This window comes from Brachybacterium sacelli, assembly GCF_017876545.1.
GTDB classification, from domain to species: domain Bacteria; phylum Actinomycetota; class Actinomycetes; order Actinomycetales; family Dermabacteraceae; genus Brachybacterium; species Brachybacterium sacelli.
This window is the reverse complement of the sequence record NZ_JAGIOD010000001.1, coordinates 1,188,569-1,210,622: the sequence shown is the minus strand read 5'-3', so window position 1 is coordinate 1,210,622 and position 22,054 is coordinate 1,188,569. Positions and strand designations below refer to the sequence as shown.

The following is a 22,054-nucleotide window of genomic DNA, read 5'->3' as shown; positions in this document are numbered from 1 at the left end:
AGGGCTCCGTGCGGGAGGAGTTTCGATCGAGGTGTGCAGGTGACCCGGTGCTGGGTCCCGGAAGTTTCGGGATCCGCAGGGAAGCGCAGGAAATCGGTGGACCCTCGCCCGCCCGGGCATGTCGCCGCGATTCCGGGGGCACCAGGACCGCTGCCGGCCCCTTCTCCCGCTCCTCCCGTGTTCTCCCGCTCCTCCCGTGGCGATACGGTGGCATCGAGCTCGGCCACGGCCGTGGCCGGCTCCCCCACCCGAGGAGGAGACATGCCCCGCACCGTCATCAGCACTGCGAGCACGACCTGGCAGGGAGACCTGCCCTCCGGCAGCGGCACCACCACCCTCGAGACGTCCCAGCTGGGCACCTTCCCCGTGCACTGGAAGGCCCGCGCCGAGGAGAGCGAGCAGGGCACGACCTCGCCCGAGGAGCTCCTCGGAGCCGCCCACGCCACCTGCTACGCGATGGCGTTCTCGAACGGCCTGGCGGAGAACGGCACGCCGCCCACCTCGGTCGACAGCTCCGCCACGGTGTCCTTCAACATCGGCAGCGGCGGGATCACCGGCATCGAGCTCACCGTGACGGCCACCGTCGACGGCCTCGACGAGACCGACTTCCAGCGCCTGGCGGAGGATGCGAAGGAGAACTGCCCCGTCTCCCAGGCCCTGAAGGGCGTCGACATCGCCCTGAACGCCACCTTGGCCTGACCGGCCCACCACCCGGCCCGCGCAGCACCGGATCCCGGACGTCCTGGTGCTGCGCGGGCTTCTCCGGACCGTGCGCGGGAGAGCTCCTCAGCGCTCGCCCACCGACACCTCGATCAGCACCTCGGCGGCGTCCCGGGCCTGCCGCGCGACCGCCGGGTCGCCGGAGATGGCCGCCGTGCTCTGGGCACCCTCGGCGAGGATCGACAGCTGATCCGCCAGCGATGCCGGTGCTCCGATGTCCGCGACGAGTCCCGCCATGTACCGCTGGAACGATGCCTTGTGCGCGCGCACGATCTCCGCGATTTCGGGGTCGTTCCCCCCGAGTTCGCCGAACGCATTGATGAAGGCGCAGCCGCGGAAGCTGTCGGTGCAGAACCATTCCTCGAGGTACGAGTAGACGGCGACGAGCCGCTCGCGCGCGCTCGGGCCCGCCGCGTCGACGCGCGCCGTGAGCGCGACCTCCCACTCCTCGTGACGGCGCGCGAGCACCGCCTTGACGATCTCGCCCTTGGACGAGAAAAGTCCGTACAGCCTGCGCAGGGACACCCCCGCTGCGGTGCGCAGCTCGTCCATTCCGACGGCGGCGTAACCCTTGCGGTAGTAGAGCTCCTCCGCCGCGGAGAGGACCCTCTGACGTGCCTCGGATTCGTCCATGGCACGAGTCTACTTGACGCAAGAACGACCGTTCTCTACGATCGTTGAGCAGAGGCGAGAACGCCCGTTCTCGCAACGGCCGAGGCCCCCACCGGGCCTCGCAGGACAAGGGAGCAGCACCATGGGCTACATCTCCGTCGGCACCGAGAACAGCACGAGCATCGAGCTCTACTACGAGGACCAGGGCGCGGGGCAGCCCGTCGTCCTGATCCACGGCTACCCGCTGGACGGCCACAGCTGGGAGCTGCAGACCCGGGAGCTGCTCGCCTCCGGCTATCGCGTGATCACCTACGACCGCCGCGGATTCGGGAAGTCCTCCCACGTCGGCAGCGGTTACGACTACGACACCTTCGCCGCCGATCTGCACACCGTCCTCGAGACGCTCGATCTCCGCGACGTGATCCTCGTCGGGTTCTCCATGGGCACCGGCGAACTCGCCCGCTACGGGCACGAGCGCCTCGCCAAGCTGGCCTTCCTCGCCTCTCTGGAGCCGTTCCTGGTGGCGCGCGACGACAACCCCGAGGGGGTCCCGCAGGACGTCTTCGACGGGATCATCGCCGCGGCGACGACGGACCGCTACGCCTGGTTCACGGACTTCTTCGCGGACTTCTACAACCTGGACGAGAACCTCGGGAGCCGGATCAGCCAGGAGGTCGTCGACGCCAGCTGGAACGTCGCCGTCTCCAGCGCACCGGTCGCCGCTCACGCGGTGGTGCCCACCTGGATCGAGGACTTCCGGGCGGACGTTGAGGCCGTCCGCGACAGCGGGAAGCCCGTTCTCATCCTCCACGGCACCGGCGACCGCACCCTCCCGATCGACGCCACGGCGCGTCGGTTCCGCACGGCGGTGCCGGCCGCGGAGTACGTCGAGATCGAGGGTGCCCCGCACGGTCTACTCTGGACGCACGCCGACGAGGTGAACGCCGCTCTGGCGGCCTTCGTGGCCCGGTGACCTCCGCGGTCAGGAGCGGGGGCGGTTCCATCGGTCGCCCCCGCTCCTGGCCCCCGGGCTCTCACGACCACGCCGGGGTTCGTCCGTCGGGCCGTCGTCCGTCGGGCCTTCGTCGGTCGGGCCGTCGACTGTCGGGCCTTCGTCGGTCCGACACTCGTCTGTCGGACCCTCCTGGTGGACTGGGGCCGGATACCCGAGCACCAGGACACTTGGAGACCGCGATGACCCTCACCCCGCCGACCCCGAGAATGTCCGAGACCGTCCCTCCCGATCCCCTCACGCGCCCTGATGCCGAGGCCCTCGGTGAGCGCATCCAACAGCAGGCAGCAGTGATCGCCGAGGCCACCTGCGAGCTCTTGCTGATGGTCGGCGACTTCGAGGCGCGCGAGGGGGTGAGCTGGTTCGTCGGTCTGAAGTCGACGGCGCACTGGCTTTCCTGGGCGTGCTCGATGTCGCCGGGCACCGCTCGGGAGCACGTCCGCGTGGCCAGGGCGCTGCGGTCGATGCCGCTCACGGTCGCGGAGTTCCGCGCCGGGCGGCTGTCCTACTCGAAGGTCCGCGAGACCACCCGGGTCGCCGATCGGGTCGACGAGGCCGTGCTCGTCGACCTCGCCCGATCCATGACCGCCTCGCAGCTGGCCCGAACGATCTCGTCCTTCCGCGCGGTCGACGGCAGCCGGCTCGGGCAGGACGCCGTCCGCCAGGCCCGCTGGCAGGTCCGTGAGGACGGGATGGTCGAGATCCGCGCGGTCCTGCCCGCCGAGATGGGAGCCGAGGTGGTCACCGCGCTCGACCTCGCTCTCGACCGCGACGGGAACGACCCCTCGGATGCCGATCCCCCGCACACGCCGGAGGCCGTGGGGGCGATCGACGTGCCGGGCGCCCAGGCGGATCGTGCCACGGTGCTCGCGGCCGGGATCACCACCACCCCGTCCCTCGAACAGCGCAAGGCCGACGCCCTCGTGAGCATCGCGCGCACTTTCCACGAGGCGGAGCCTGACGATCGCTCGGGCGAGGATCGCCACCTGGTGATAGTCCAGGTCAGCGCCGAGACGCTCACCGAGGGCGTTCCCGCGGGAACGTCACCGGCGCACGCCCCTGCCGATGAGCGCTCGGTCGAGGGGGCCAACGACACCGCGAACGCTGCTGACCCCGGCGACCCCACCCCCGTCACCCCCAGAGCTGCCGCAGTCCCCCGCGGCGTTCCCGCGGGAACGTCTCAGCAGTGCGGAGTGCTCGGCATGGGGCCACTGGAAACCCGCACCGCCGAACGTCTCGCGTGCACCGGCAAGGTCGCCGTCGCGATCACCGATGCCGGCGGCGAGATCCTCCATCTGGGCAGGTCACAGCGTCTGGCCTCCCGGGCGCAGCGTCGCGCCCTGCGCCTGCGCGACACCGTCTGCTCCTTCCCCGGCTGCCACCAGAGTCAACATCTCGACGCCCATCACATCGTCCCTTGGTCCCAGGGCGGGCCCACCGACATCGAAGGGCTGGCCCTGCTGTGCCGCCGGCACCACGTCATGGTCCACGAGGGTGGCCTGCGACTGGTGCTCGACCCCGCCAGAGCTGGGTCCCACCGCCGCTTCCGCGTGCTCGACTCCGTCGGGCGGCCGGTCCAGGCCCGCTGGCCCGCCATGTTCGAGCATCTCTCGCTCCGCGACGGCTCCGCCCCGGTCGCCACCACTGGCTCAGCGAGCAGCGCGCCCACCGGGCCGGCCGACCCCGAGAGGATCGCCGCGACCACCGGCGGCGCGGGCTTCCGGCTCGCGGACTGCGTGGACGTCCTCTGTCGCAATGTGGTGGAGCTCGCCGCCTGATCAGGCGGCCGAGGCAGAGGCATGCGAGCCTACCGGCCCGCCTCGCCGGTCATCCGCTGAAGCCGCCTCCGGAGTGCGCCATGTCCTTGAACCGTGAGTAGTGGCCCTCGAAGGCCACCGGGATGGTCTTGGTGGCGCCGTTGCGGTGCTTGGCGATGATGAGGTCCGCCTCACCGGCGCGGGCGGACTCCTTCTCGTAGTAGTCCTCGCGGTGGATCAGCAGGATGAGGTCGGCGTCCTGCTCGATCGAGCCGGACTCACGCAGGTCGCTCATCATCGGGGTCTTGTCGGTGCGCTGCTCGCTGCCTCGGTTCAGCTGCGAGATCGCGATGACCGGCACCTCGATCTCCTTGGCCAGCAGCTTCAGGGCGCGGGAGAACTCCGAGACCTCCTGCTGACGGGACTCGACCTTCTTGCCCGAACTCATCAGTTGCAGGTAGTCGATGACCACGAGCTTGAGATCGTGCTTCTGCTTCAGGCGACGGCACTTCGCACGGATCTCCATCAGCGACATGTTCGCCGAGTCGTCCATGAACAGCGGGGCGTCGGCGATGCGACTCATGGCACGGGCCATCGCCTGCCAGTCGCGGTCGTCCATCGAACCGTCGCGCATGCGGTTCATCGGCACCTGCGCCTCGGCACTGAGAAGACGCATCGTGATCTCTGTCTTGTCCATCTCCAGGGAGAAGATGACGCTGGCCTGGCCGTTGTGGATCGACGCGGAGCGCAGCACGTCCATGCCCAGCGTCGTCTTGCCCATGGCGGGGCGCCCGGCGAAGATGATCATCTGCCCGCCGTGGAGCCCTTGGGTGAGGTCGTCGAACTCGGCGAAGCCGGTGGGCACGCCGGTGACCTGACCGCCGCGGTTCTGGGTGGCCTCGATGGTGTTGAGGGTCTCGTCGATGACCTCGCCCAGCGGCAGGAAGTCCTCCGCGGCACCGCGCTCGGTGACCGCGTACACCTGGGCCTGGGCCTCGTTGATGACCTCGTCGACCTCGCCGCCGTCGGCCGCGAAGCCGAGCTGGACGATGCGGGTACCGGCCTCGACCAGGCGGCGCAGCTGGGCCCGCTCGACCACGATCTCGGCGTAGAAACCGGCGTTGGCCGCGGTGGGGACCATGTCGATGAGGTCCGCCAGATACGCACCGCCGCCCACCCGCGCGAGCTCACCGCGCTTGGAGAGCTCATCGGAGACGGTGACCAGGTCAGCGGGCTCGCCGCGCCCGTACAGGTCGATGATCGCCTCGAAGACCATCTCGTGCGCGGGCCGGTAGAAGTCGTTGCCCTGCAGGGTCTCCACGACGTCGGCGATGGCGTCCTTGGACAGCATCATGCCGCCCAGCACGCCGCGCTCGGCCGCCAGGTCCTGGGGCGGGGTGCGCTCCAGACTGCGATCCGGTCCTGCTTCGAAGGCCTCCGTAGATGTCACCGAGCCAGTGTAGGAACACCACCTGGGCGCGCGGGCACGAAGCACACCTCGACGGTGGACGAATCGGGCCTGTGGAGGAACGTTCCGAGTTGTCGGCCCCCGCTTCTAGCCTGGTTCCATGTCGCACGCCATCGCCCCGCTCGCCTCCATCTCCCTCGATTGTCCTCGCCCCGACGACCTGGCCCCGTTCTACAGCGCCCTGCTCGGGTTCGAGGAGGCCTTCGCCACCGCGGACCGTGGCGTGGTCTGTCTGTCCGGCGACGGCCCGATGCTCACCCTGATGCGGGCCGAGGAGTTCACCACCCCGCAGTGGCCGCACGGTCCGCAGCGCGCCCAGATGCACCTGGATCTGGCTGCGGAGGACCTCGACGCGGCGGTCGCCGCCGCACGCGGGATCGGCGCCCGCGAAGCCGAGTTCCAGCCCGAACCGTCGGTCTGGCGGGTGATGCTCGACCCCGTCGGCCACCCGTTCTGCCTCAGCGCCGTGCGTCCCGACTGAACTCGCTGGAGATGACCACCTACCGCGAAACGCTCACCGCGAACGGCACCGAGATCGGGGGTCAGTCGCCGAGTGGCATGCCCAGCGCGTAGGCCGCCTGGGCAAGGTGCTGGATGGCGTCGTCGAGGATGCTCACCAGGCGCGCGCCGCGGGTGACGGGCGGGTCCCAGGCCTCGTCGACGACGTCGTCGAGGTCCGCGGCGGTGACCCCCTCGAGGTAGAGATCCATGGCGTCGAGCGTGGCGTCGAGATAAGCCAGCAGCAGATCGCCGTCCTCGACGAGGACCCCGCGGGCCTCCTGGGAGCTGTGCCCGTAGCCGACGGTGTCGCCCACCGCGCCGAGGTCGAAGCGCTCGGAGAAGCCCTGGGAGGTCCACACCTGCTCGTCACCGGTGAGCCCGGCGAGCTGGGCGTCGATCTCGCGGCCGGAATGCCACAGCAGCCAGGCCACCGAGTTGTCGTGCCCTCCGGGGCGGGCGTTCAGGGAGACGGGGTTCAGCTGCGCGCGCAGCTGCGCGGCAGCATCGCGCGGGCGGGAGGTGAGATCGCGGAGGATGTCGAGGGCGTCCATGCCCCGACGTTACCCGCGACGACCGTGCGCCGAGAAGGGCGGCTCGGGGGTCGGGTCACCGCTCCTGGTGGACGACTCCCGTCGCCTGCTCGGGATGGCGCTGCAACCAGCTCTCGATGAAGGGGCAGATGATCGTGACCTGGAGCTGGGCCGCTCGCGCTTCGGCGAGGGTGGTGCGCACGAGCACGGAGGCCACGCCCTCCCCGCGGTGCGCGGGGTCGGTGACCGTGTGGACGAGCTCGATGCCGTCCTCGGTGCGCTCGTAGATCATGATGCCGACGACGTCGCCGCTGCGTACGGCCTCGAAGCGGCCCGCCGCCGCGTTGTCGCGCACGGCGATGCGCTCCTCGGGGCCGTGTGTGTGCTCGTCGGGCTCGGTCGTCATGGGCGGGGTTCCTTCCGGCCGGTACTCCCACCGTACGGCAGCGGCCGCGCGGCGACCAGGGTCATCGCCCCCGCGACCGGCAGCCCGCGCTCACGCCTCGGCGCGCAGCACCCGCAGGTCGCCCTTGCCGGTCCTCGCCTCGATCTCGAGGGTCCGCTCCGCCTCACCCGCTCCCTCGGTGGGGGTCAGCTGCACGTCGCGGTCGCCGAAGCCGGTGGCGAGCTCGAGGCGGGTCGCGGTGCCGGGGGTGACGTGGATCGTGACGTCGCCCAGTCCGCTGCGCGCGGCGAAGTGTCCGGAGGTGGCCCGCTGCACGGTGATGTCACCGACGCCCGTGGTCACCGAGACCTCCCCGGCGATCTCCCGGAGGTCGACGTTCCCGGTGCCGGTCGTGGCGGCCAGGAAGCCTGCGGCACGGCCCACCTGGATGCCGCCGGTGCCGGTGCGCGCCACGAAGTCGCCGTGGGCGGAGCCCACCTGGATGTCACCCGTGCCGGTGGTCAGTCGGGACCGCTCCTGAGCCCCCTGGTCGATCGTCAGCTCGCCCGCGCCGGTGCGGGCCTCGAGGACGGCGAGCGCACCGTGGACCGAGATCTCGCCGGCACCGTCGACGAGCACCGCTCGGGAGCCGCCGGGCACGACCACGGTGACGTCGAGCGCGCCGGTCAGGCCCTCCGCGCCGCGCACCAGGGAACGCACCCCGTCGGCGAGGCGGTCGGAGAGCGGGGTGCCGTCGCGGTTGCCGAAGGACCGGAAGAAGTCCCCGAGGTCACCGCCGACGCGCCCGAACTCGTCGGACGGGGCGTCGACGACGAGGCGGTCGTGCTCGAAGCTGATCGTCATCCGCTCGGCCAGTTCCCGCGCGGCCTCCCCGTGCGCGAAGAGCTCGACCCGGACATCGGTCCCGTGCTCGGCGCGCAGGACCACGGCACCGCGGACGTTCTGGACGGAGACGTCGATCGGGCCGGTGGCGGTGAACTCATGGCTCCTGGTGGCGGAGTTCTCGGGCGGGCCGGGGGCGGGAGGGGGAACGGGTGCGCTCTGCTGAGGCATGGTCATGACGGGTCTCCTGGGATCTCAGAGGAACCAGCCGCTGGTGCGGCCGGAGCTGCGGAAGGGGGTCGAGCGGTGGTCCTGGGCACCGGCGGCGCCCTCGAGGTGGGATCGCAGTGCCCGCACGAGGTAGGCGTTCAGGCTGAGGCTCTGCTCCACGGCGGCCTGCTCGAGGCGGGCCTTGAGCTGCTGGGGCGGGCGGAAGGTGACGCGGGCGGCGGAGGCGTCGGCCGCGGGATCCTCCCCCTCGGACTGCGGCGGGACCGGCGGTGCGGGAGGGGCCGACGGAGCCGTTGAGGTCGGCGCTGCGGGCGGGACGACCTGCACGTCGACCTCTCCTCCGCGCAGCGCCAGCTCGACGCGGCCCGGGGCGATCCCGGCCGAGACCTCGGCCGCCACCTGGGAGACGGCATCCTGCAGGGCGATCCGCAGGGCGGGTTCGAGGGAGACGGACAGCAGCTGGGCGGCGCGCTGGGTGGCCTCGTCGCCGATGGCCGCGCTGGCGGCGAGCTGCTCCTGCACGGAGCGGGTGAGGGGTCGAAGTTCCATGGCTTCATGGTGACGCCAGTTTGGTGTCACGTCAAGAGGGCATGGCGTCACATGGGCGTCGCGGCGACCTCACGTCGCAGGGCGGGGTCGCGGGGCGGGGCGCATCTGGAGCGGGGCGGGGCGGACTGCCCTCATTCGGTTCCGAGGCGGGACAGCAGCGCTTCGGTGCGTTCGAGGTCCTCGCCCCGCCCCAGGTGCGCCCAGCCGTCGCGGGCACGGCGGGCGGCGCGACGGGCGGACCGGACCTCGTCGCGATCGGCCAGCATCTGGGCATGGCGGTCGTCCACATAGGCCGCCCAATAGCGGGCGCGCGCATCGTGCCCCGCCGGAACCTGCCCGATGACCTGCATCGCCTCCCGGCGCCGATGCTCGTACGCGGCGATGTCGGCCCCCTCCTCCCCGCGCCGGAGCGCCTCGCCGACGCCGAGGAAGAGCCCCACCCGGGCGTCGACCCGGTGGTCCCACAGCAGCTCGGCGGGCAGCAGCGGGCGGCCTCCCTCCGGGCGGGCGCGGCGCTCGATCGCCTCCGCGGCCTCGCGCACCACCGCGGTCCGGCCCAGATCGAGGGCGCGGCGCAGCACCAGCGCATGGGCGTTCAGCTGGGTCGCCACCAGCTCGGCGCGCTCGTGGGCGGGAGTGGCCAGGTCTTCGGCCAGCCACCGCGACTCATGGGCCAGCCGACACAGCTCGGCCAGGGCAGCGGGGTGGTCCGCGGTGCGCTCGTGGATGCTCGCGGCGAGCCGGGACGCCTCGAGGGCCGAGCGATGATCGCGATGCTCCCGGGCGATCTGCCGGGCCCGCTCGAGCGGGACCCAGGCCGCGTCGTAGCGCTCGGCCTGCACCCGCTGAGCGGCGACCGCGAGCAGCGCAGAGGTGCGCAGGACGTCGCGCTGCAGCGTGCGCTGGAGGGAGGCGAGCCGGCCGGCCGTGAAGGTGGCCTGGTCGGTGGCGCCCGCGGCCATCAGGGCCTGCAGCAGCCGGGTGATCAGCCCGATGCGCAGCGGCGGGTCGTCGACCTCGGTCAGGGCGTCCAGGGCGTCGAGCGCGTGGCGCGCGGCGTCGAGGGGACGGGTGACCCCGAGGGTGCGGGCCAGCACCGCGTGGGCGGCGGTCGCGGTGCGCGCGGGATCGCGCAGCGGCTCCTCGGCGTCCGCCTCCTGCTGATCGACCAGCTCCAGCACGTCGAGGGCCTGCGTGGTGGCGCCGTCGGCGTCCCCGATCGCCTCGAGGGCCTGGGCCAGGCGCAGTCGCAGGGCCGTGCCCGGATCGCCGAGGATCAGCTCGTGCACCGTCGGCAGCGCGGCGAGCGCGGCACGCAGACGCACCACGGCGCGGCGAGGGTCCACGGCGGTGCCTCGGGCCCCGTCGGCGCCGGGCAGGGTGGTCTGCTCGAGTCCGCGCACGACGGCGAGCAGCTCCGGCGACACGGCGACCTGCTCGCCGCGCCGCCTGCCGTGCGAGGCAGGAGCACGATCCTCGCGGCCGTGCACGGGGCCGCGCTCGAGCAGGACGGCGACCGTCGCCGCCGCCTGCTCACGATGCCCGCAGCGATGGAGCACGGAGACGATGTCCGTCGCATCCCTCTCGAGCTGCTGCGCATCCCCCGCGAGGACGGCGCCGTGCAGGGCGGCGCGCAGCAGGGCCAAGCGGTCGGCGGCAGGCGCAGGGGCCTCGCGGAAGGCGTCCGTGAGCACACGTGCCTCGCGGTAGCGCTCGGCGTGAATGAGATCACTCACGCGGTGGGCGGCCGCGAGGACGTCCCGCGGGGTCGGCAGTGGGAGGCCCGGCGGGCGCAATGCGATCCTCAGTTCGTCCAGGCTCGGCAGTTCTGCCTGGTCACGACGTCCCCCGGGGTCCGGAACGGAGGAAGCGTCGCTTTCGATCACAGGCCGAAATCTACCAAGCACAGCCTGGACGACCCCAGGGCGGAGGGCGGCCCATGCGATCGCCCCTGCGACTCCCTACAATGGGTGAGGCCCCGCAGGCGGACGCGTATCGCAACCGCCCTGGTCACGGCGGAGGAGAGGTGGAGCGTGATCATCGGTTCAGCAGTGAGCACGGCGCAGCACGTCCACCTCCCGCACGAGACGGCCCCGGCGACCGACGCTTTCGCCGGGCACGTGCATTTCGATCGGACCATCACCCCGGTGCTGGTCACGGACTTCGATGTCGCCGCCTTCACCCGTCGCGGCAGCGGGCGGCTCCCCGTCGACACCGCTCTGCTCGCCGCCGAGACGCCGCTGCCGGCGGATCTGCGCACCGCGCTCGGCGTGCTGCAGCGACTGGAGTCCTCGGCGCTGTCGGAATCCCGGGCGATGCTCGCCACTGCCACCGGGAACGAAGCACGGATCACCGCGTTCCTGGCGACCTGGCTGGTGGACCGGCACTGGCAGTCGCGGGCGCTGCGCGATCTGCTCACCGGCGACCACCCCGTCGAGCGCCCACGGATCCAGCATCGTCTGCACCCGCTGCGCTCGCTGCGCCGGGTCCACGTGGACCGGGTCCAGCCCCTGCTGTCCCCGTTGTGGACCGCCGTCGCCGGAGAGTCGGTCGCCGCCGGCCACATGGCGCGCATGGCGATCCAGGAGGCCTCCCTGCAGGCCGCGCTGCACGCCCTCTCGCGCCGTCTCGACGGAGAGGCGCGGCGGGTGGTGGACCTGGTGCTCAGGCGGCATCAGGCCGCAGCGGACTTCTTCACCGCCGAGGCGATCGCCCGCATCGGACGGTCCCGGGGCGAGGCCGTCACCGCGCGGGTGGTGCTCGCCCTCGGATCCCCGCTGGACGGCGGCGGCACGCCCGATGCCGACCTGCCCGCCGCCCTCACGGTGCTCGGCGCGGAGGCCCGCGACCGCGCCGCACTGCGCCGTGCCCGGTACGAGATCACCCGGCTGCTGCCGGGCCCTGCTCTCCCGGATCCCGTTCTCGCCGCCCTTCCCCGCACCGGAGCGTGACATGGCCTTCGATCTCGACCAGTTCGCCGAGACCTCCGTCCCCGTGAAGTACGAGGACCTCGATTTCGACCTCTTCGACGCGCAGCCGCTCGACGCGCAGACCCTGCGTTCGCTGCGCTACATGTGCGACGTCGAGTACCACACCTCCTGCTTCCTGCGGGACCTGCTGGTCACCCCCTCCCACCGCGAGGAGGTCGCCGGAGGCTTCATGACCATGTGGAACCGCGAGGAGTTCTGGCACGGCGAGGCCCTCGCGAAGGTGCTGGCCGCGCACGACATCGTCGTCGACTACGACGAGATCAAGGCCAAGCGGGTCAAGCTCGGCTGGACCGGTGCGCTGGGCCCGCTGAAGCAGTCCGTGCTCACCAATCTCGCCGGCACCGACTTCGTGGCCGTGCACATGGTGTGGGGTGCGGCCAACGAGCTCTCCGCGGTGGCCGCCTACCGTCGGCTCTCGGCCCTGACGGACCATCCCGTGCTCTCCCCGCTGCTGAAGCGCATCGCCCAGCAGGAGACCCGGCACGTCGCCTTCTACACCACCCAGGGCCGCGAGCGGCTGGCGGCCTCCGAGACCGCGCAGAGGATCGTGCGCCTGGTGATGAGCCGGGTCTGGAAGCCGGTGGGCAGCGGCATGATGGAGGAGTCCGAGGTGCGCCACGTGATGGGCCACCTGTTCGCCGGCAAGTCCGAGGAGCTCGACAAGCTCGACACGCGGATCCAGAAGCTCCCGGGCCTCGAGGGACTGACCATCTTCCGCAACGCCTTCTCGCGTCTCGGCATCGCCGCCTGAGGTCCTCTCCCCCAGCGCTCCGCTCTCTGTGATCCCTCTCATCGTCGGCTCATCACGGACTCATCCCTGACCGGTTCACTGCGTCGAGTCAGGCACGGTCCGCTTCGGGACCGTCCGCCCCGAGACGACACGAGGAGCCCCCGATGACGATCCTGAACGAGACCGCCACCGATACCGCGACCGTCCCCGCCGCGACTCCGGCCACGACCCCTGCCGCCGTCCCCGAAGACCTCCGCACCCGGCTCGAGCGCGCCAAGCACGCCTTCTCCACCCGCGACGTCGGTGCCTTCCTGCGCCGCGCCGAACAGATCGACCTGATCACTGAGGACCACGTCCCGCAGTCCGGCGAGGTGGTGCTGGCCCGGGTCACCTCGGTCGGGCACCACAAGCGGCTCGAGAGCCCGGTCTCCCGCCGGCAGGTCCTGTTCCCCGGCGACGAGATCGTGGTGGCCTACGGCCACCGCTACGCCGCCGACCAGTTCCTGGCCACGGTCCCCGGCGACCTCGGCCCGGCCCACCTCGCCGCCGCCGGCGGGCTCGCCTCCCGCGTTCTCGAGCAGCACGCGGCGGTCGGCTCCCCCACCGGGATCGAGCCGATCGGGGTGCTGCGCGACGCGCACGGCCCCGTCACGCTGGCCCGCGCCGCCGCGCACCACGTGGTCCGCGACGTCGCCGACCGGGCGGACCGTCCCGCCCACCGCGTGCCCGTCATCGCCGTGCTCGGGACCTCCATGAACTCGGGTAAGTCCACCGTGCTGGCCCAGCTGGCGCACGGGCTGGCCGCCGCCGGGCTGCGGGTCGCCGCCGCGAAGGTCACCGGCACCGGCGCCGGCAACGACTACAACCTGTTCCTCGACGCCGGCGCGCACCGCGTCCTGGACTTCACGGACTTCGGCTACTCCTCGACGTTCCAGGTCGACTACGAGGAGGTCCGCGACCTGTTCCTGTCCATGGCCGACGAGCTCGCCGGCGGCGGCGAGGAGCCCGACGTGGTGCTGCTGGAGATCGCCGACGGGGTCTACCAGGGCGAGACCGCCCGCCTGCTGGCCGACGACGAGTTCGGGGCGGTCGTCGACGCCGTCGCCTTCGCCGCGGGTGACGCCCTGGGCGCCGTCGGCGGGGTCGGGGCCCTCGGTGCACTCGGTCGCACCCCGGCGTTCGTCTCCGGGGTCGTCACCAGCTCCCCGCTGGCCACCGACGAGGCGCGCCGCGCCCTCGAGGTGCCGGTCGTGCCGACCTTCGACCTGGGCACCGCCACGGTGGCCGGGAAGCTGCTCGCCGGGCTGATCACGGAGCGCACCGCCGATGCCGCGTGAGCGTGAACCGGTGCAGCTGGCCAACGGCCTGCTGAAGAACGCGCCGCCGCTGCCCCCGCTGCTGCGGGGCGCGAGGAGGCGCTGGATCGGCATCCTGGTCGCCCTGGGCCTGGGCCAGGCCGCACTGGCCGCGCTGTCCGCCTGGGCGCTGGTGATGCTGCAGGATGCCCCGACGGGGCACTCCGCCCTGCTGCTGCGTGCACTGGTGCTGCTGGTGCTGACCGCGCTCGCCGTCGGTGCGCTGAAGGTCCACGAACGGGTGGTGGCCGAGAAGCTCGGACAGGACTACGTCCACCAGCTGCGGCTGACCCTGCTGGGCGACGCACTGACGCCGGGGCACGCCACCTCCCTCGGCGTGACCGTCGCCCGCACCACGAACGACCTCTCCGGGGTGCGCAACTGGGTCTCGCAGGGCATCGCCCCGCTGGTGGTCGCCGTTCCGCTGATCGGCGGCAGCCTCATCACCCTCGCCGTGCTCCACCCGTACCTGGCCGTGGTGATGGTCGCCCCGCTCGTGGTCCTCGCCCTCTGCCTGGCGTTCTGGGCGCGCGCGGCCCTGATCAAGACCCGCCGCATGCGTCGCACGCGCGGGAAGCTCGCCTCGCGCATCGCCGACACCGTCACCGCCTCGGACGGCATCCTCGCCTCGGGCGGGACCACGCGCGAGCTGCGGAACATCCGCCGGGACTCCGACAGCCTCGTCGAGATCGCAGTGGACCGGGCCGAGACCGTCGGCACCATCCGGGCCGGTGGCATCGTCGCCTCGACGCTGACCACCCTGCTGGTCGCCGCGGCCGGCACCTACCTGGGGCTCGCGCCAGGGGTCACGATGGCCGCGATGGCGGTCGCCGGGATCGCCGCGACCCCCGTGCTGGAGATCGGCCGGATCGTCGAGTACCGGCAGACGTACTCCTCGGCGCGCATGGTGCTGGGGCCCGCGCTCGCGGGCGCCGAGGACCGTCGTGCCCGCGCGAGGTCGCGTCGCGAGGCGGCCGCCGCCGTCCCCGCCCCTGGCGCCGGGACCGAGGGCGAGGCCCTCGTGCACCTCGACCTGCCGGGGCCGGACGGCGGTGACGGACCGCTGCAGGGCCGGCCGCGGGAGCTGGTGCGTCTGGTCTCGGAGGACCCGGCCGCGCCGCGCGAGTTCGTCCGTCGCCTGCTCGAGCTCTCCCCCGGCCCCGGGACCGGGCAGCCGGACTCGGTGTGGGTGGCCGGGGAGAACCTGCGCGCGGTCTCGGCCTCCCGCGGTCGGGTCCTGGTCGGGTACGCCGCCGCGGGCACCGTCTTCGAGCGCGGCACCGTCGCCCGGGCCCTGCACTACCGGCGACCGGACCTGGACGCCGCCGATGATCAGGAGATCCTCGATCTCGTCGGGCTGGACCTCTCGAGCCTCCCCCGGGGCGCACGGACCACCCTGCGCCGCGTCGGCGACGGGCTGGACCGCTCGGACCGGGCGCGCCTGGCCCTGGCCCGCGCGCTCTACGGGGCCCCTCCCCTGCTGCTCCTGGACGGTCTCGAGGGCGACCTCGACGATGCGGGCCGCGCGATGCTCGAGCGCGTGCTGTCCGACTACCGCGGGGTGGTGGTGATGATCAGCTCCGACGCCCTCGCCGCCCGCCTCGGGGCCCGCGAGCACCGACTGGCGCGGCTGGGCGTTCCCGGGCACGACCGTCCCGTGACGATCGGGGGCCGGCACGATGCCGACGAGGGCGGCGGGGACGAATGACGGGCGAGGGATGACGCGCGGCGGGGCGACCGGCGAGGGGTGACGGGCGAGCTGACGCTCAGTCGTCCTCGTCGTCCTCGTTGCTGTCGTCGTCTCCGTCGTCATCGTCGTCGCAGTCCCAGTCGCCGTCGTCCCATTCACAGGTGCTCGAGGGGGCCTCCGGCGCGGCGGGCTTCTGTGGGGCCGCGGGCTTCTCCGGGGCGGCGGGCTTCTTCGCAGCCGAGCTGCCCCCTCCGGAGGAGGGCCCCGCCGTGGCCGTCGGCTCGGGCGCCTTCGAGGTCTCGTACTCCACGGCACCCGCACCGTCGTCGGCCGGCTGCTCGGTGACGTCGGACCGCGGCAGATCGACCGGTCCACTCGCGGCACCGGACGGCTCGGGCACGTCCCCGGGCAGCGCGGAGGACTCCCCGCCGGCATCCGAGGCGCGGTCCTCCTCGCCCACCACGATCCCCGGCTGCTTCCCCGGCGTCTCCTCGAGCGAAGGCAGCAGGGCGAGACCCGTGGCGGACAGGGCGACGGCGAGCAGGATCCCGGCGGTGCGCAGAGTCTTCATGTCCGGCATCCTCACCGGCAGCGATGAGACCCCCGTGAGTCCGTCATGAGAGACCTCTCATGGTCACCTCTGACCAGGGCGGATCATGAGCGCGACGGGTCGCGGTCAGGCCGTCGGGTCGACCGCCTTGTAGCCGGCGCCGCGAACGGTCACCAGGCGCTTCGCGCCGAGCTTGCCACGCAGGTACCCCACGTACACGTCCACGACGTTCGAGGCACCGTCGTAGTCGTACCCCCACACCTTCGACAGCAGCAGGTCGCGGGTGAGCACCTGGTTCGGGTTCTCGAGGAAGACCCGCGCCATGGTGAACTCCCGGGAGGACAGCTCCACCGAGCGCTCCGGGGACTCGACCTCCTCGGGCGCGAAGGTCGCGATCCGGGTGCGCAGATCGAGCCGGAGGTCGCCGAGCTCGAGGACGTCGCTGCTCACGGAGCCCGACCCGGCGGTCGTCTCCCGGGCGCGCAGCTTCACCCGGGCCAGCAGCTCCTCGAAGCGGAAAGGCTTGGCGATGTAGTCGTTGGCCCCGCCCTCGAGGCCCTGCACGGTGTCGTCGACACCGGTGCGTGCGGTGACCATGAGGATCGGGATGTCCACGTCCATCTCGCGCAGCGCCTTGAGGACCTGGAAGCCGTCCATGCGCGGCAGACCCACGTCGAGGATGAGCAGGTCGAAGTCGCCGCTGGAGGCGAGGTCGAGAGCGCTGATGCCGTTCTCGACCACGGTGGAGGCGAAGCCGTTGGCCTTCAGCCCCCGCTCCACGAACCGGGCGATGCGCGCCTCGTCCTCGGCGATCAGGATCCTCATGAACTTCTCCTCGTCCTCGTGCGCGGGGCGTCGGCGGGGCCCCGTCGGTTCTCGGCCCCGCCTGCGTCGTCGGGCTCGTCGTCCTCGCCCTCACCGGCTTCGTCGGCGCCGTCGTTCGTGCTCCCCGCGAACTGGGGGAACACGAGGGTGAAGGTGGAGCCGCGCCCGGGCGTCGACAGCAGCCGCACCACCCCGCCGTGCCCCGCGGCGATCGCCCGCACGATCGGCAGCCCGAGGCCGGATCCGGAACCGCGGGCGCCGTCGACGCGGGTGAAGCGTTCGAAGATGCGGCGCTGGTCGTCCTCGGCGATGCCGTCGCCCTCGTCCTGCACGCCGAGATGGATCTCGGGGCCGTCGGGGCCGAGCACCTGGTCCACCGCGAAGCGGATCCGGCTTCCCTCGTCGCTGTAGCGCACGGCATTGGCGGCCAGCTGCACCACCGCCTGGGTCAGCCTCTGCTCATCGGCGTCGGCGACGACGTCGGCCGTCCGCGCCAGCTCCCACTCGCGCTCGGCGATGCGCTCGATCCGGGCGAAGGTGGAGCGGGCGAAGGACTGCATCCGAAGCGGTTTGGGCCGCACGTAGTCGGGGCGCGCCGAGGCGGCCAGCTCGGAGAGGTCGCCGACGACGCGGCCCATCCGGTCCAGCTCGTCGGTCGCGATCTCGTGGGCCTCGCGCACATCGGCGGGATCCCCGACGTCGGTCATCTCCAGGGTCCCGCGCACGATCGTCAGCGGGGTGCGCAGCTCGTGGCCGACATCGCTCATGAAGCGCCGCTGCTCGGCGAAGCCCACCTGGATCCGCTCCAGCATCCGGTTGAAGTTGGTGGCCAGTGCGGCGATGTCGTCGTTGCCCGAGGGCACGGGGATGCGGTGCTCGAGGTCGTCGACGGTGATCTGCTCGGTGGCCGAGCGCAGTGCTCCCAGCGGTTTCAGCAGCCGCCCCGTGACCACGTAGCCGACCCAGCCGGCGACCAGCAGGGTGATGACGGAGAGGCCGGCGAAGGTGAGGACGGACTGCCACAGGTCCTGCTTCTGCACGCCGATGTCATTGGCGACGACATACACACCCTCGGCATCATCACCGGTGACCTGCACCGACGCGACGAGCACCCGCAGCTCCCGGTCTCCGAGGGACAGGGTGGTGGTCACCGTGCGCCCCGGCTCGTGCACCGCCAGGATCTGCTGCAGGACGCGCTGGGACTGCGCCGAGTCGTCCGGGATCAGCTCGAAGTCCTGGGTGCGCGGCTTGTGCGCCGGCCGCCCGTCGAGCAGCGCGATCACGGATTCGTTGTCCGACGGGGCGGCGGAGTCGGTCGCGGTCTTGAGCACCTCGTCGACCGTGGAGTGGGTGAAGCTGCCGTCGTCCGTCGTCGACTCGGCGATCAGCCTGAGCTCGCTGTACTCCTGCAGCAGCTCGGAGTGCACCCGCTCGTCGAGCGACCGGAACTGCGCCGCATAGGTGAGGACACCGGTGACGGCCAGGCCCACCACCATGAAGGCGAGCATGGTCGTCAGCACCTGCGTGCGGACCGTCCAGCTGCGCCCGGCGGCGCGCTCGCCCTCCCGCCTGCTCTTCCGTGCTCCCATGAGGGCATCGTAAGCGGCCAGAGGCCGTAAACCCGATCCAGGTCCGGCCGGGACCCGGCGCCATCAGGTCAGTGGCGACCCAGACCGCGCCGGATGATGCCGACGAGCCCGCCGCGCTCCTTGAGCGAACGGGGCGATCCCTGGTGCTGACGCTCGCCGGCCACCGGACCGCGGGCCGACGGGCTCTGCGTGCCCTGTGCGCTCTGCGTTCCCTGCGCGCTCTGCGCCTCGGCGCTCCTGGTCTCCTCCTGCGCGGACCGGTGGGCGGCGCGCTGCTCGGCGAGCGCCTGCTCACGAAGGTCGCGCCGCTCGGCCTCGCGGGCCTCGGCCCGCAGTCGGCGCCGCTCTCCCGGCCCCTCGGCGATGCGGTAGAGCACCGGCACGATGAGCAGGGTCAACAGGGTCGAGGAGACCAGACCGCCGATGACGACGACCGCGAGCGGCTGGGCGATGAACCCGCCGCTGCCGGTGAGGCCCAGCGCCATCGGGATCAACGCGAAGATCGTCGCGGCGGCGGTCATCAGGATCGGGCGCAGACGTTTGGCCGCGCCGGCGTGGATCGCCTCGTCGAGCCCCATCCCGCGCCGTCGATACTGGTTGACCAGGTCGATCAGCACGATCGCATTGGTGACCACGATGCCCACCAGCATCAGCAGGCCGATCATCGAGGGCAGACCCAGCGGCACCCCGGTGAGGATCAGCAGCCCCAGCGCACCGGTGGCGGCGAAGGGGATCGAGACCAGCAGGATCAGCGGCTGGATCAGGGACTTGAAGATCCACACCAGCAGCACGTACACCAGCAGGATCGCTGCCAGCATGGCCAGGCCGAGCTGGCCGAAGGTCTCGTCGATGTCCGCGGCGGTGCCCCCGACGGTCGCCTCGACACCCTCGGGCAGGTCCGCGGACTCGACCGCGGCGTTCGCGGCCTCGGTCACGGGCGAGATGTCGTCGCCCTCGGGGGTGATCGAGACGGTCACGGTCTCCAGCCCGTCCTGGGTGGAGATCGACGGGCGGGAGGCGACCTCGTCGATCGAGGCGACGTCGGTCAGCGGGACGCCGCCGGCCAGCTGGATGTCCGTGAGCTGGTCGAAGGTCTCGATGCTCTCGCCGCGCTCGACGTAGATGTCCAGCTCGGTGTCCTCGAGCGTGACCGAGCCGATCGCGCCGGGATACATCTGCTGCGCGACCATGCCGATCACGGTCTCCTCGGTCAGCCCGAGCTGCGCGGCGGCCTCACGGTCCACGGTGACGACGGCGGTGGGCTCCTCGGCCGCCAGGTCACTGGTGACCTCGGTGGCGCCGTCCGGGATCGGGTCGAGCTCGGCGAGGATCGCGTCGTTCGCCTCCTGGCGGGAGTCGGCGGTGGGGCCGGTGACGAGGATGTCCACGGAGCTGGAGCCGGTGGGCGAGGCGATGTCGGCCGCTTCGATCATGCCGGACTCCGGCAGCGCCTCGAGGGCCTCGACCATCTCGTCCTGCAGGGCCTCCTGATCCGCGTCGGGGTCGGTGGTGATCGAGAAGCTGATCTCGTTCTCGGCGCCGCCGCCGCCCATGCCGAACTGGCTGCCGCCGATCGTGGTCTGCACGATGTCGACGCCGTCGACGTCCATCAGCGCCTGCTCGCTCTCCTCGGCCTTGTCGGTGGACTGCTCGAGGCTGGTGCCGGCGGGCAGGGACTGGGTGAGGGAGGCGATGTTCTGCCCGGTGTCCCCCAGGAAGTTGACGTTCACCAGCGGGTACAGGAAGGCGGTGCCCACCAGCACGAGGATCGAGGCTGCCACCGTGATCAGGCGACGTGGCAGTGAATCGGTGACCAGGTGCAGCAGGGGCGCGTAGATCCGGTGCAGCCAGCTGCGCTCCTCCTTCGCCTCGGCCTCCTCGCGGATCACGGCCACCTGCTGGGCGTCGTCGGGATCCACGTCCCGCTGCGCCTTGGGGGCGCGCAGGAACCAGTACGCGAGCACGGGGACGATGGTCAGCGCCACCAGCAGGGAGCTGAGCATCGCGATGCCCACGGTCAGGGCGAAGGGCCGGAACAGCTCCCCCGCCATGCCGGAGACGATCGCGATCGGCAGGAACACCACCACGGTGGCGAGCGTCGAGGCGGTGATGGCGCCGGCGACCTCCCCGACGGCGTCGAGGATGGCGCGCATCCTGGCCTTGCCGTAGCTGAGGTGGCGCATGATGTTCTCGATGACGACGATGGAGTCGTCGACCACGCGGCCGATGGAGATCGTCAGCGCCGCCAGGGTCAGCATGTTCAGCGTGTACCCGGTGACCAGCATGCCGATGAAGGCGATCAGCAGCGAGGTGGGGATCGAGATCGCGGTGACGACCGTCGGCCGCACGCGACGCAGGAACAGCAGGATCACGCCGACGGCGAAGACCAGGCCCAGCAGGCCCTCCTCGGCGAGAGCGACGATCGACTCCTGGATGAACGGCGCCTGGTCGAAGACGACGGCGCTCTCGGCGTTCCCGCCCACGCCCGGCAGGGTGTCCGCGAGGACCTCCTCGACGCCCTCGGAGATGTCCACGACATTGCCGTCGGCGGTGGCCGTGACCATCATGACCAGCGAATCGCGGCCGTCGGTGCGGGAGATCGAGGTGAGGTCCTGGGTGGTGCGCTCGACGGTGGCGACCTCGGAGAGGGCGACCGGCTGCGGCTGCTGGCCCTGCTGACCCTCGCCGCCACCCTCGGGCATCAGCATGATGCCCTCGAGGCTCTCGATGCTGTCGATGCTCTGTCCGAGGACCACGTCGAGGGTGCGGTCCTCGTCGGTGACGGAGCCGCCCGGCAGGGACAGGCCGTTGGCGTCCAGCGCGGTGGAGATGTCGTTCTCGGTCAGGCCGTTCTCGGCCATCGCCTGCTCGTCCGGGGTGATCTGGACGATCTCCTCCGGGGCGCCGATCAGAGCGACGGAGGAGACCCCCTCGACCCGCTCGAGCTCGGAGGTGACGGACTCGTCCAGGCGCGCACCGAGGTCGGAGGGATCCAGATCGGAGGAGACGGACAGCACGACGGCCGGCAGGTCGCTGGTCCCGCCGGAGATCACCTGCGGGTCCGCGTCCTCGGGCAGCTGGTCCTCGATGCCGGTCAGCGCCGCATCGACCTGATTGGCCGAGCGCGCGGTGTCGGTGCCGTAGGTCAGCTCGACGGTGACCATCGAGACCCCGGCCTCCGAGGTCGAGGAGGTGGCCTCGACGTTCTCCAGCCCGCTGAGGGACTGCTCGATCGGCCGGGTCAACCGGTCCTGCACCTGCTCGGAGGAGGAGCCCGGCGAGGAGGTCACCACCTGGATCTGCGGCAGCGACACCGAGGGGATGAGCTCCTGGCGCATGGTCGTCATCGCGAAGGCACCGATGATCGACACCGCGATGCAGACCAGCGCGATGAAGGACCTGTTGTTCAGGCTGAGTCGGGCGAGGCGGTTCATCCTGCTCCTGAGGGGTGCTGGCGAGGGACCGACACGGTGGATCCCGCGTCCGGAGGGCAGTGCTCCGAACCCTCGGGAGGAACTGTTCCATACGGACCTGTATCGAGACATTCGACCTCCGTAGGAGATTCGCCCCGGGGCGAGACGCCCGGAGTGCCCGGGGGCCGGGGTGAGACGCCCGGAGTGCCCGGGGGCGTGCCCGACGCCGGGGCGTGCCCGACAGCTGGACCCTCCCCTGTCGTCGCCGGGCTTCGGCGTCGAGAACTGGCGCCATAGCGTGCGC

At 71.9% G+C, this 22,054-nt stretch carries 19 protein-coding genes; 8 read left to right on the top strand and 11 right to left on the bottom strand.

What is annotated here, in order from left to right; translation table 11 throughout:
- Positions 1–261 precede the first annotated feature (261 nt).
- A complete protein-coding gene (locus tag JOF43_RS05300; RefSeq protein WP_209900028.1) occupies positions 262–699 on the top strand; it encodes an OsmC family peroxiredoxin in 438 nt (145 codons plus the stop codon).
- A gap of 87 nt (positions 700–786) precedes the next feature.
- Here JOF43_RS05300 and JOF43_RS05295 read toward each other — a convergent pair whose 3' ends face one another.
- The gene (locus JOF43_RS05295) at positions 787–1,353 is read right to left on the bottom strand and encodes a TetR/AcrR family transcriptional regulator (RefSeq protein WP_209900026.1); all 567 of its coding nucleotides are present in this window, start codon (positions 1,351–1,353) and stop codon (positions 787–789) included.
- A gap of 121 nt (positions 1,354–1,474) precedes the next feature.
- On the opposite strand from JOF43_RS05295, the gene JOF43_RS05290 reads away from it, so the two are divergent.
- Together JOF43_RS05290 and JOF43_RS05285 are read left to right on the top strand one after the other, a co-directional pair.
- Positions 1,475–2,305: an alpha/beta fold hydrolase gene (locus JOF43_RS05290; protein WP_209900024.1), complete on the top strand. Its 831-nt coding sequence runs from the start codon at positions 1,475–1,477 to the stop codon at positions 2,303–2,305.
- Positions 2,306–2,526: 221 nt separating this feature from the next.
- Entirely contained in the window at positions 2,527–4,122 is a 1,596-nt protein-coding gene (locus JOF43_RS05285; RefSeq protein WP_209900023.1) for an HNH endonuclease signature motif containing protein, read from the top strand.
- A gap of 49 nt (positions 4,123–4,171) precedes the next feature.
- On the opposite strand, the gene dnaB is transcribed toward JOF43_RS05285, so the two are convergent.
- Positions 4,172–5,551: a replicative DNA helicase gene (gene dnaB, locus JOF43_RS05280; protein ID WP_209900021.1), complete on the bottom strand. Its 1,380-nt coding sequence runs from the start codon at positions 5,549–5,551 to the stop codon at positions 4,172–4,174.
- Positions 5,552–5,669: 118 nt separating this feature from the next.
- Here dnaB and JOF43_RS05275 point away from each other — a divergent pair, with 118 nt between their 5' ends.
- The gene (locus JOF43_RS05275) at positions 5,670–6,050 is read left to right on the top strand and encodes a VOC family protein (RefSeq protein ID WP_245354020.1); all 381 of its coding nucleotides are present in this window, start codon (positions 5,670–5,672) and stop codon (positions 6,048–6,050) included.
- Between the two features lie 61 nt (positions 6,051–6,111).
- On the opposite strand, the gene JOF43_RS05270 is transcribed toward JOF43_RS05275, so the two are convergent.
- The 5 genes from JOF43_RS05270 to JOF43_RS05250 form a co-directional block, all read right to left on the bottom strand.
- A complete protein-coding gene (locus JOF43_RS05270; protein ID WP_209900019.1) occupies positions 6,112–6,621 on the bottom strand; it encodes a mycothiol transferase in 510 nt (169 codons plus the stop codon).
- A gap of 55 nt (positions 6,622–6,676) precedes the next feature.
- Positions 6,677–7,006 (bottom strand): GNAT family N-acetyltransferase, encoded by a 330-nt coding sequence (locus tag JOF43_RS05265; RefSeq protein WP_209900017.1) that lies wholly within the window; start codon positions 7,004–7,006, stop codon positions 6,677–6,679.
- Positions 7,007–7,096: 90 nt separating this feature from the next.
- Positions 7,097–8,065 (bottom strand): DUF4097 family beta strand repeat-containing protein, encoded by a 969-nt coding sequence (locus JOF43_RS22930; protein ID WP_209900015.1) that lies wholly within the window; start codon positions 8,063–8,065, stop codon positions 7,097–7,099.
- 18 nt (positions 8,066–8,083) lie between these two features.
- A complete protein-coding gene (locus JOF43_RS05255) occupies positions 8,084–8,608 on the bottom strand; it encodes a hypothetical protein (protein WP_209900014.1) in 525 nt (174 codons plus the stop codon).
- 131 nt (positions 8,609–8,739) lie between these two features.
- Positions 8,740–10,494, bottom strand: coding sequence for a hypothetical protein (locus JOF43_RS05250; protein WP_209900012.1), 1,755 nt, complete (start codon positions 10,492–10,494; stop codon positions 8,740–8,742).
- Between the two features lie 147 nt (positions 10,495–10,641).
- Here JOF43_RS05250 and JOF43_RS05245 point away from each other — a divergent pair, with 147 nt between their 5' ends.
- From JOF43_RS05245 to JOF43_RS05230, 4 genes are all read left to right on the top strand, one after another.
- A complete protein-coding gene (locus JOF43_RS05245; RefSeq protein WP_342592089.1) occupies positions 10,642–11,559 on the top strand; it encodes a hypothetical protein in 918 nt (305 codons plus the stop codon).
- Between the two features lies 1 nt (position 11,560).
- Positions 11,561–12,349 (top strand): ferritin-like domain-containing protein, encoded by a 789-nt coding sequence (locus tag JOF43_RS05240; protein WP_209900010.1) that lies wholly within the window; start codon positions 11,561–11,563, stop codon positions 12,347–12,349.
- Between the two features lie 143 nt (positions 12,350–12,492).
- Entirely contained in the window at positions 12,493–13,665 is a 1,173-nt protein-coding gene (locus JOF43_RS05235; protein WP_209900008.1) for a DUF1611 domain-containing protein, read from the top strand.
- Positions 13,655–15,391 (top strand): ABC transporter ATP-binding protein, encoded by a 1,737-nt coding sequence (locus JOF43_RS05230; protein WP_209900007.1) that lies wholly within the window; start codon positions 13,655–13,657, stop codon positions 15,389–15,391. Before JOF43_RS05235 ends, JOF43_RS05230 begins: the two co-directional genes overlap by 11 nt.
- Positions 15,392–15,449: 58 nt before the next feature.
- On the opposite strand, the gene JOF43_RS05225 is transcribed toward JOF43_RS05230, so the two are convergent.
- From JOF43_RS05225 to JOF43_RS05210, 4 genes are all read right to left on the bottom strand, one after another.
- Positions 15,450–15,944, bottom strand: a complete 495-nt coding sequence (locus tag JOF43_RS05225; protein WP_209900005.1) for a hypothetical protein — start codon at positions 15,942–15,944, stop codon at positions 15,450–15,452.
- 105 nt (positions 15,945–16,049) lie between these two features.
- The gene (locus tag JOF43_RS05220) at positions 16,050–16,748 is read right to left on the bottom strand and encodes a response regulator transcription factor (protein ID WP_209900003.1); all 699 of its coding nucleotides are present in this window, start codon (positions 16,746–16,748) and stop codon (positions 16,050–16,052) included.
- On the bottom strand, positions 16,745–18,337 hold the full coding sequence (locus JOF43_RS05215; RefSeq protein WP_209900001.1) for a sensor histidine kinase: 1,593 nt from the start codon (positions 18,335–18,337) through the stop codon (positions 16,745–16,747). The genes JOF43_RS05220 and JOF43_RS05215 overlap by 4 nt, the downstream gene beginning before the upstream one ends.
- A gap of 68 nt (positions 18,338–18,405) precedes the next feature.
- Positions 18,406–21,771 (bottom strand): efflux RND transporter permease subunit, encoded by a 3,366-nt coding sequence (locus JOF43_RS05210; protein WP_209899999.1) that lies wholly within the window; start codon positions 21,769–21,771, stop codon positions 18,406–18,408.
- Positions 21,772–22,054: the final 283 nt, after the last annotated feature.

Bases quoted from the DNA above. Each gene is read 5' to 3' on its own strand.
- JOF43_RS05300 (WP_209900028.1), top strand. From the start codon at position 262: ATGCCCCGCACCGTCATCAGCACTGCGAGCACGACCTGGCAGGGAGAC.
- JOF43_RS05295 (WP_209900026.1), bottom strand. From the start codon at position 1,353: ATGGACGAATCCGAGGCACGTCAGAGGGTCCTCTCCGCGGCGGAGGAG.
- JOF43_RS05290 (WP_209900024.1), top strand. From the start codon at position 1,475: ATGGGCTACATCTCCGTCGGCACCGAGAACAGCACGAGCATCGAGCTC.
- JOF43_RS05285 (WP_209900023.1), top strand. From the start codon at position 2,527: ATGACCCTCACCCCGCCGACCCCGAGAATGTCCGAGACCGTCCCTCCC.
- JOF43_RS05275 (WP_245354020.1), top strand. From the start codon at position 5,670: ATGTCGCACGCCATCGCCCCGCTCGCCTCCATCTCCCTCGATTGTCCT.
- JOF43_RS05270 (WP_209900019.1), bottom strand. From the start codon at position 6,621: ATGGACGCCCTCGACATCCTCCGCGATCTCACCTCCCGCCCGCGCGAT.
- JOF43_RS05265 (WP_209900017.1), bottom strand. From the start codon at position 7,006: ATGACGACCGAGCCCGACGAGCACACACACGGCCCCGAGGAGCGCATC.
- JOF43_RS22930 (WP_209900015.1), bottom strand. From the start codon at position 8,065: ATGACCATGCCTCAGCAGAGCGCACCCGTTCCCCCTCCCGCCCCCGGC.
- JOF43_RS05255 (WP_209900014.1), bottom strand. From the start codon at position 8,608: ATGGAACTTCGACCCCTCACCCGCTCCGTGCAGGAGCAGCTCGCCGCC.
- JOF43_RS05240 (WP_209900010.1), top strand. From the start codon at position 11,561: ATGGCCTTCGATCTCGACCAGTTCGCCGAGACCTCCGTCCCCGTGAAG.
- JOF43_RS05235 (WP_209900008.1), top strand. From the start codon at position 12,493: ATGACGATCCTGAACGAGACCGCCACCGATACCGCGACCGTCCCCGCC.
- JOF43_RS05230 (WP_209900007.1), top strand. From the start codon at position 13,655: ATGCCGCGTGAGCGTGAACCGGTGCAGCTGGCCAACGGCCTGCTGAAG.
- JOF43_RS05225 (WP_209900005.1), bottom strand. From the start codon at position 15,944: ATGAAGACTCTGCGCACCGCCGGGATCCTGCTCGCCGTCGCCCTGTCC.
- JOF43_RS05220 (WP_209900003.1), bottom strand. From the start codon at position 16,748: ATGAGGATCCTGATCGCCGAGGACGAGGCGCGCATCGCCCGGTTCGTG.
- JOF43_RS05215 (WP_209900001.1), bottom strand. From the start codon at position 18,337: ATGGGAGCACGGAAGAGCAGGCGGGAGGGCGAGCGCGCCGCCGGGCGC.
- JOF43_RS05210 (WP_209899999.1), bottom strand. From the start codon at position 21,771: ATGAACCGCCTCGCCCGACTCAGCCTGAACAACAGGTCCTTCATCGCG.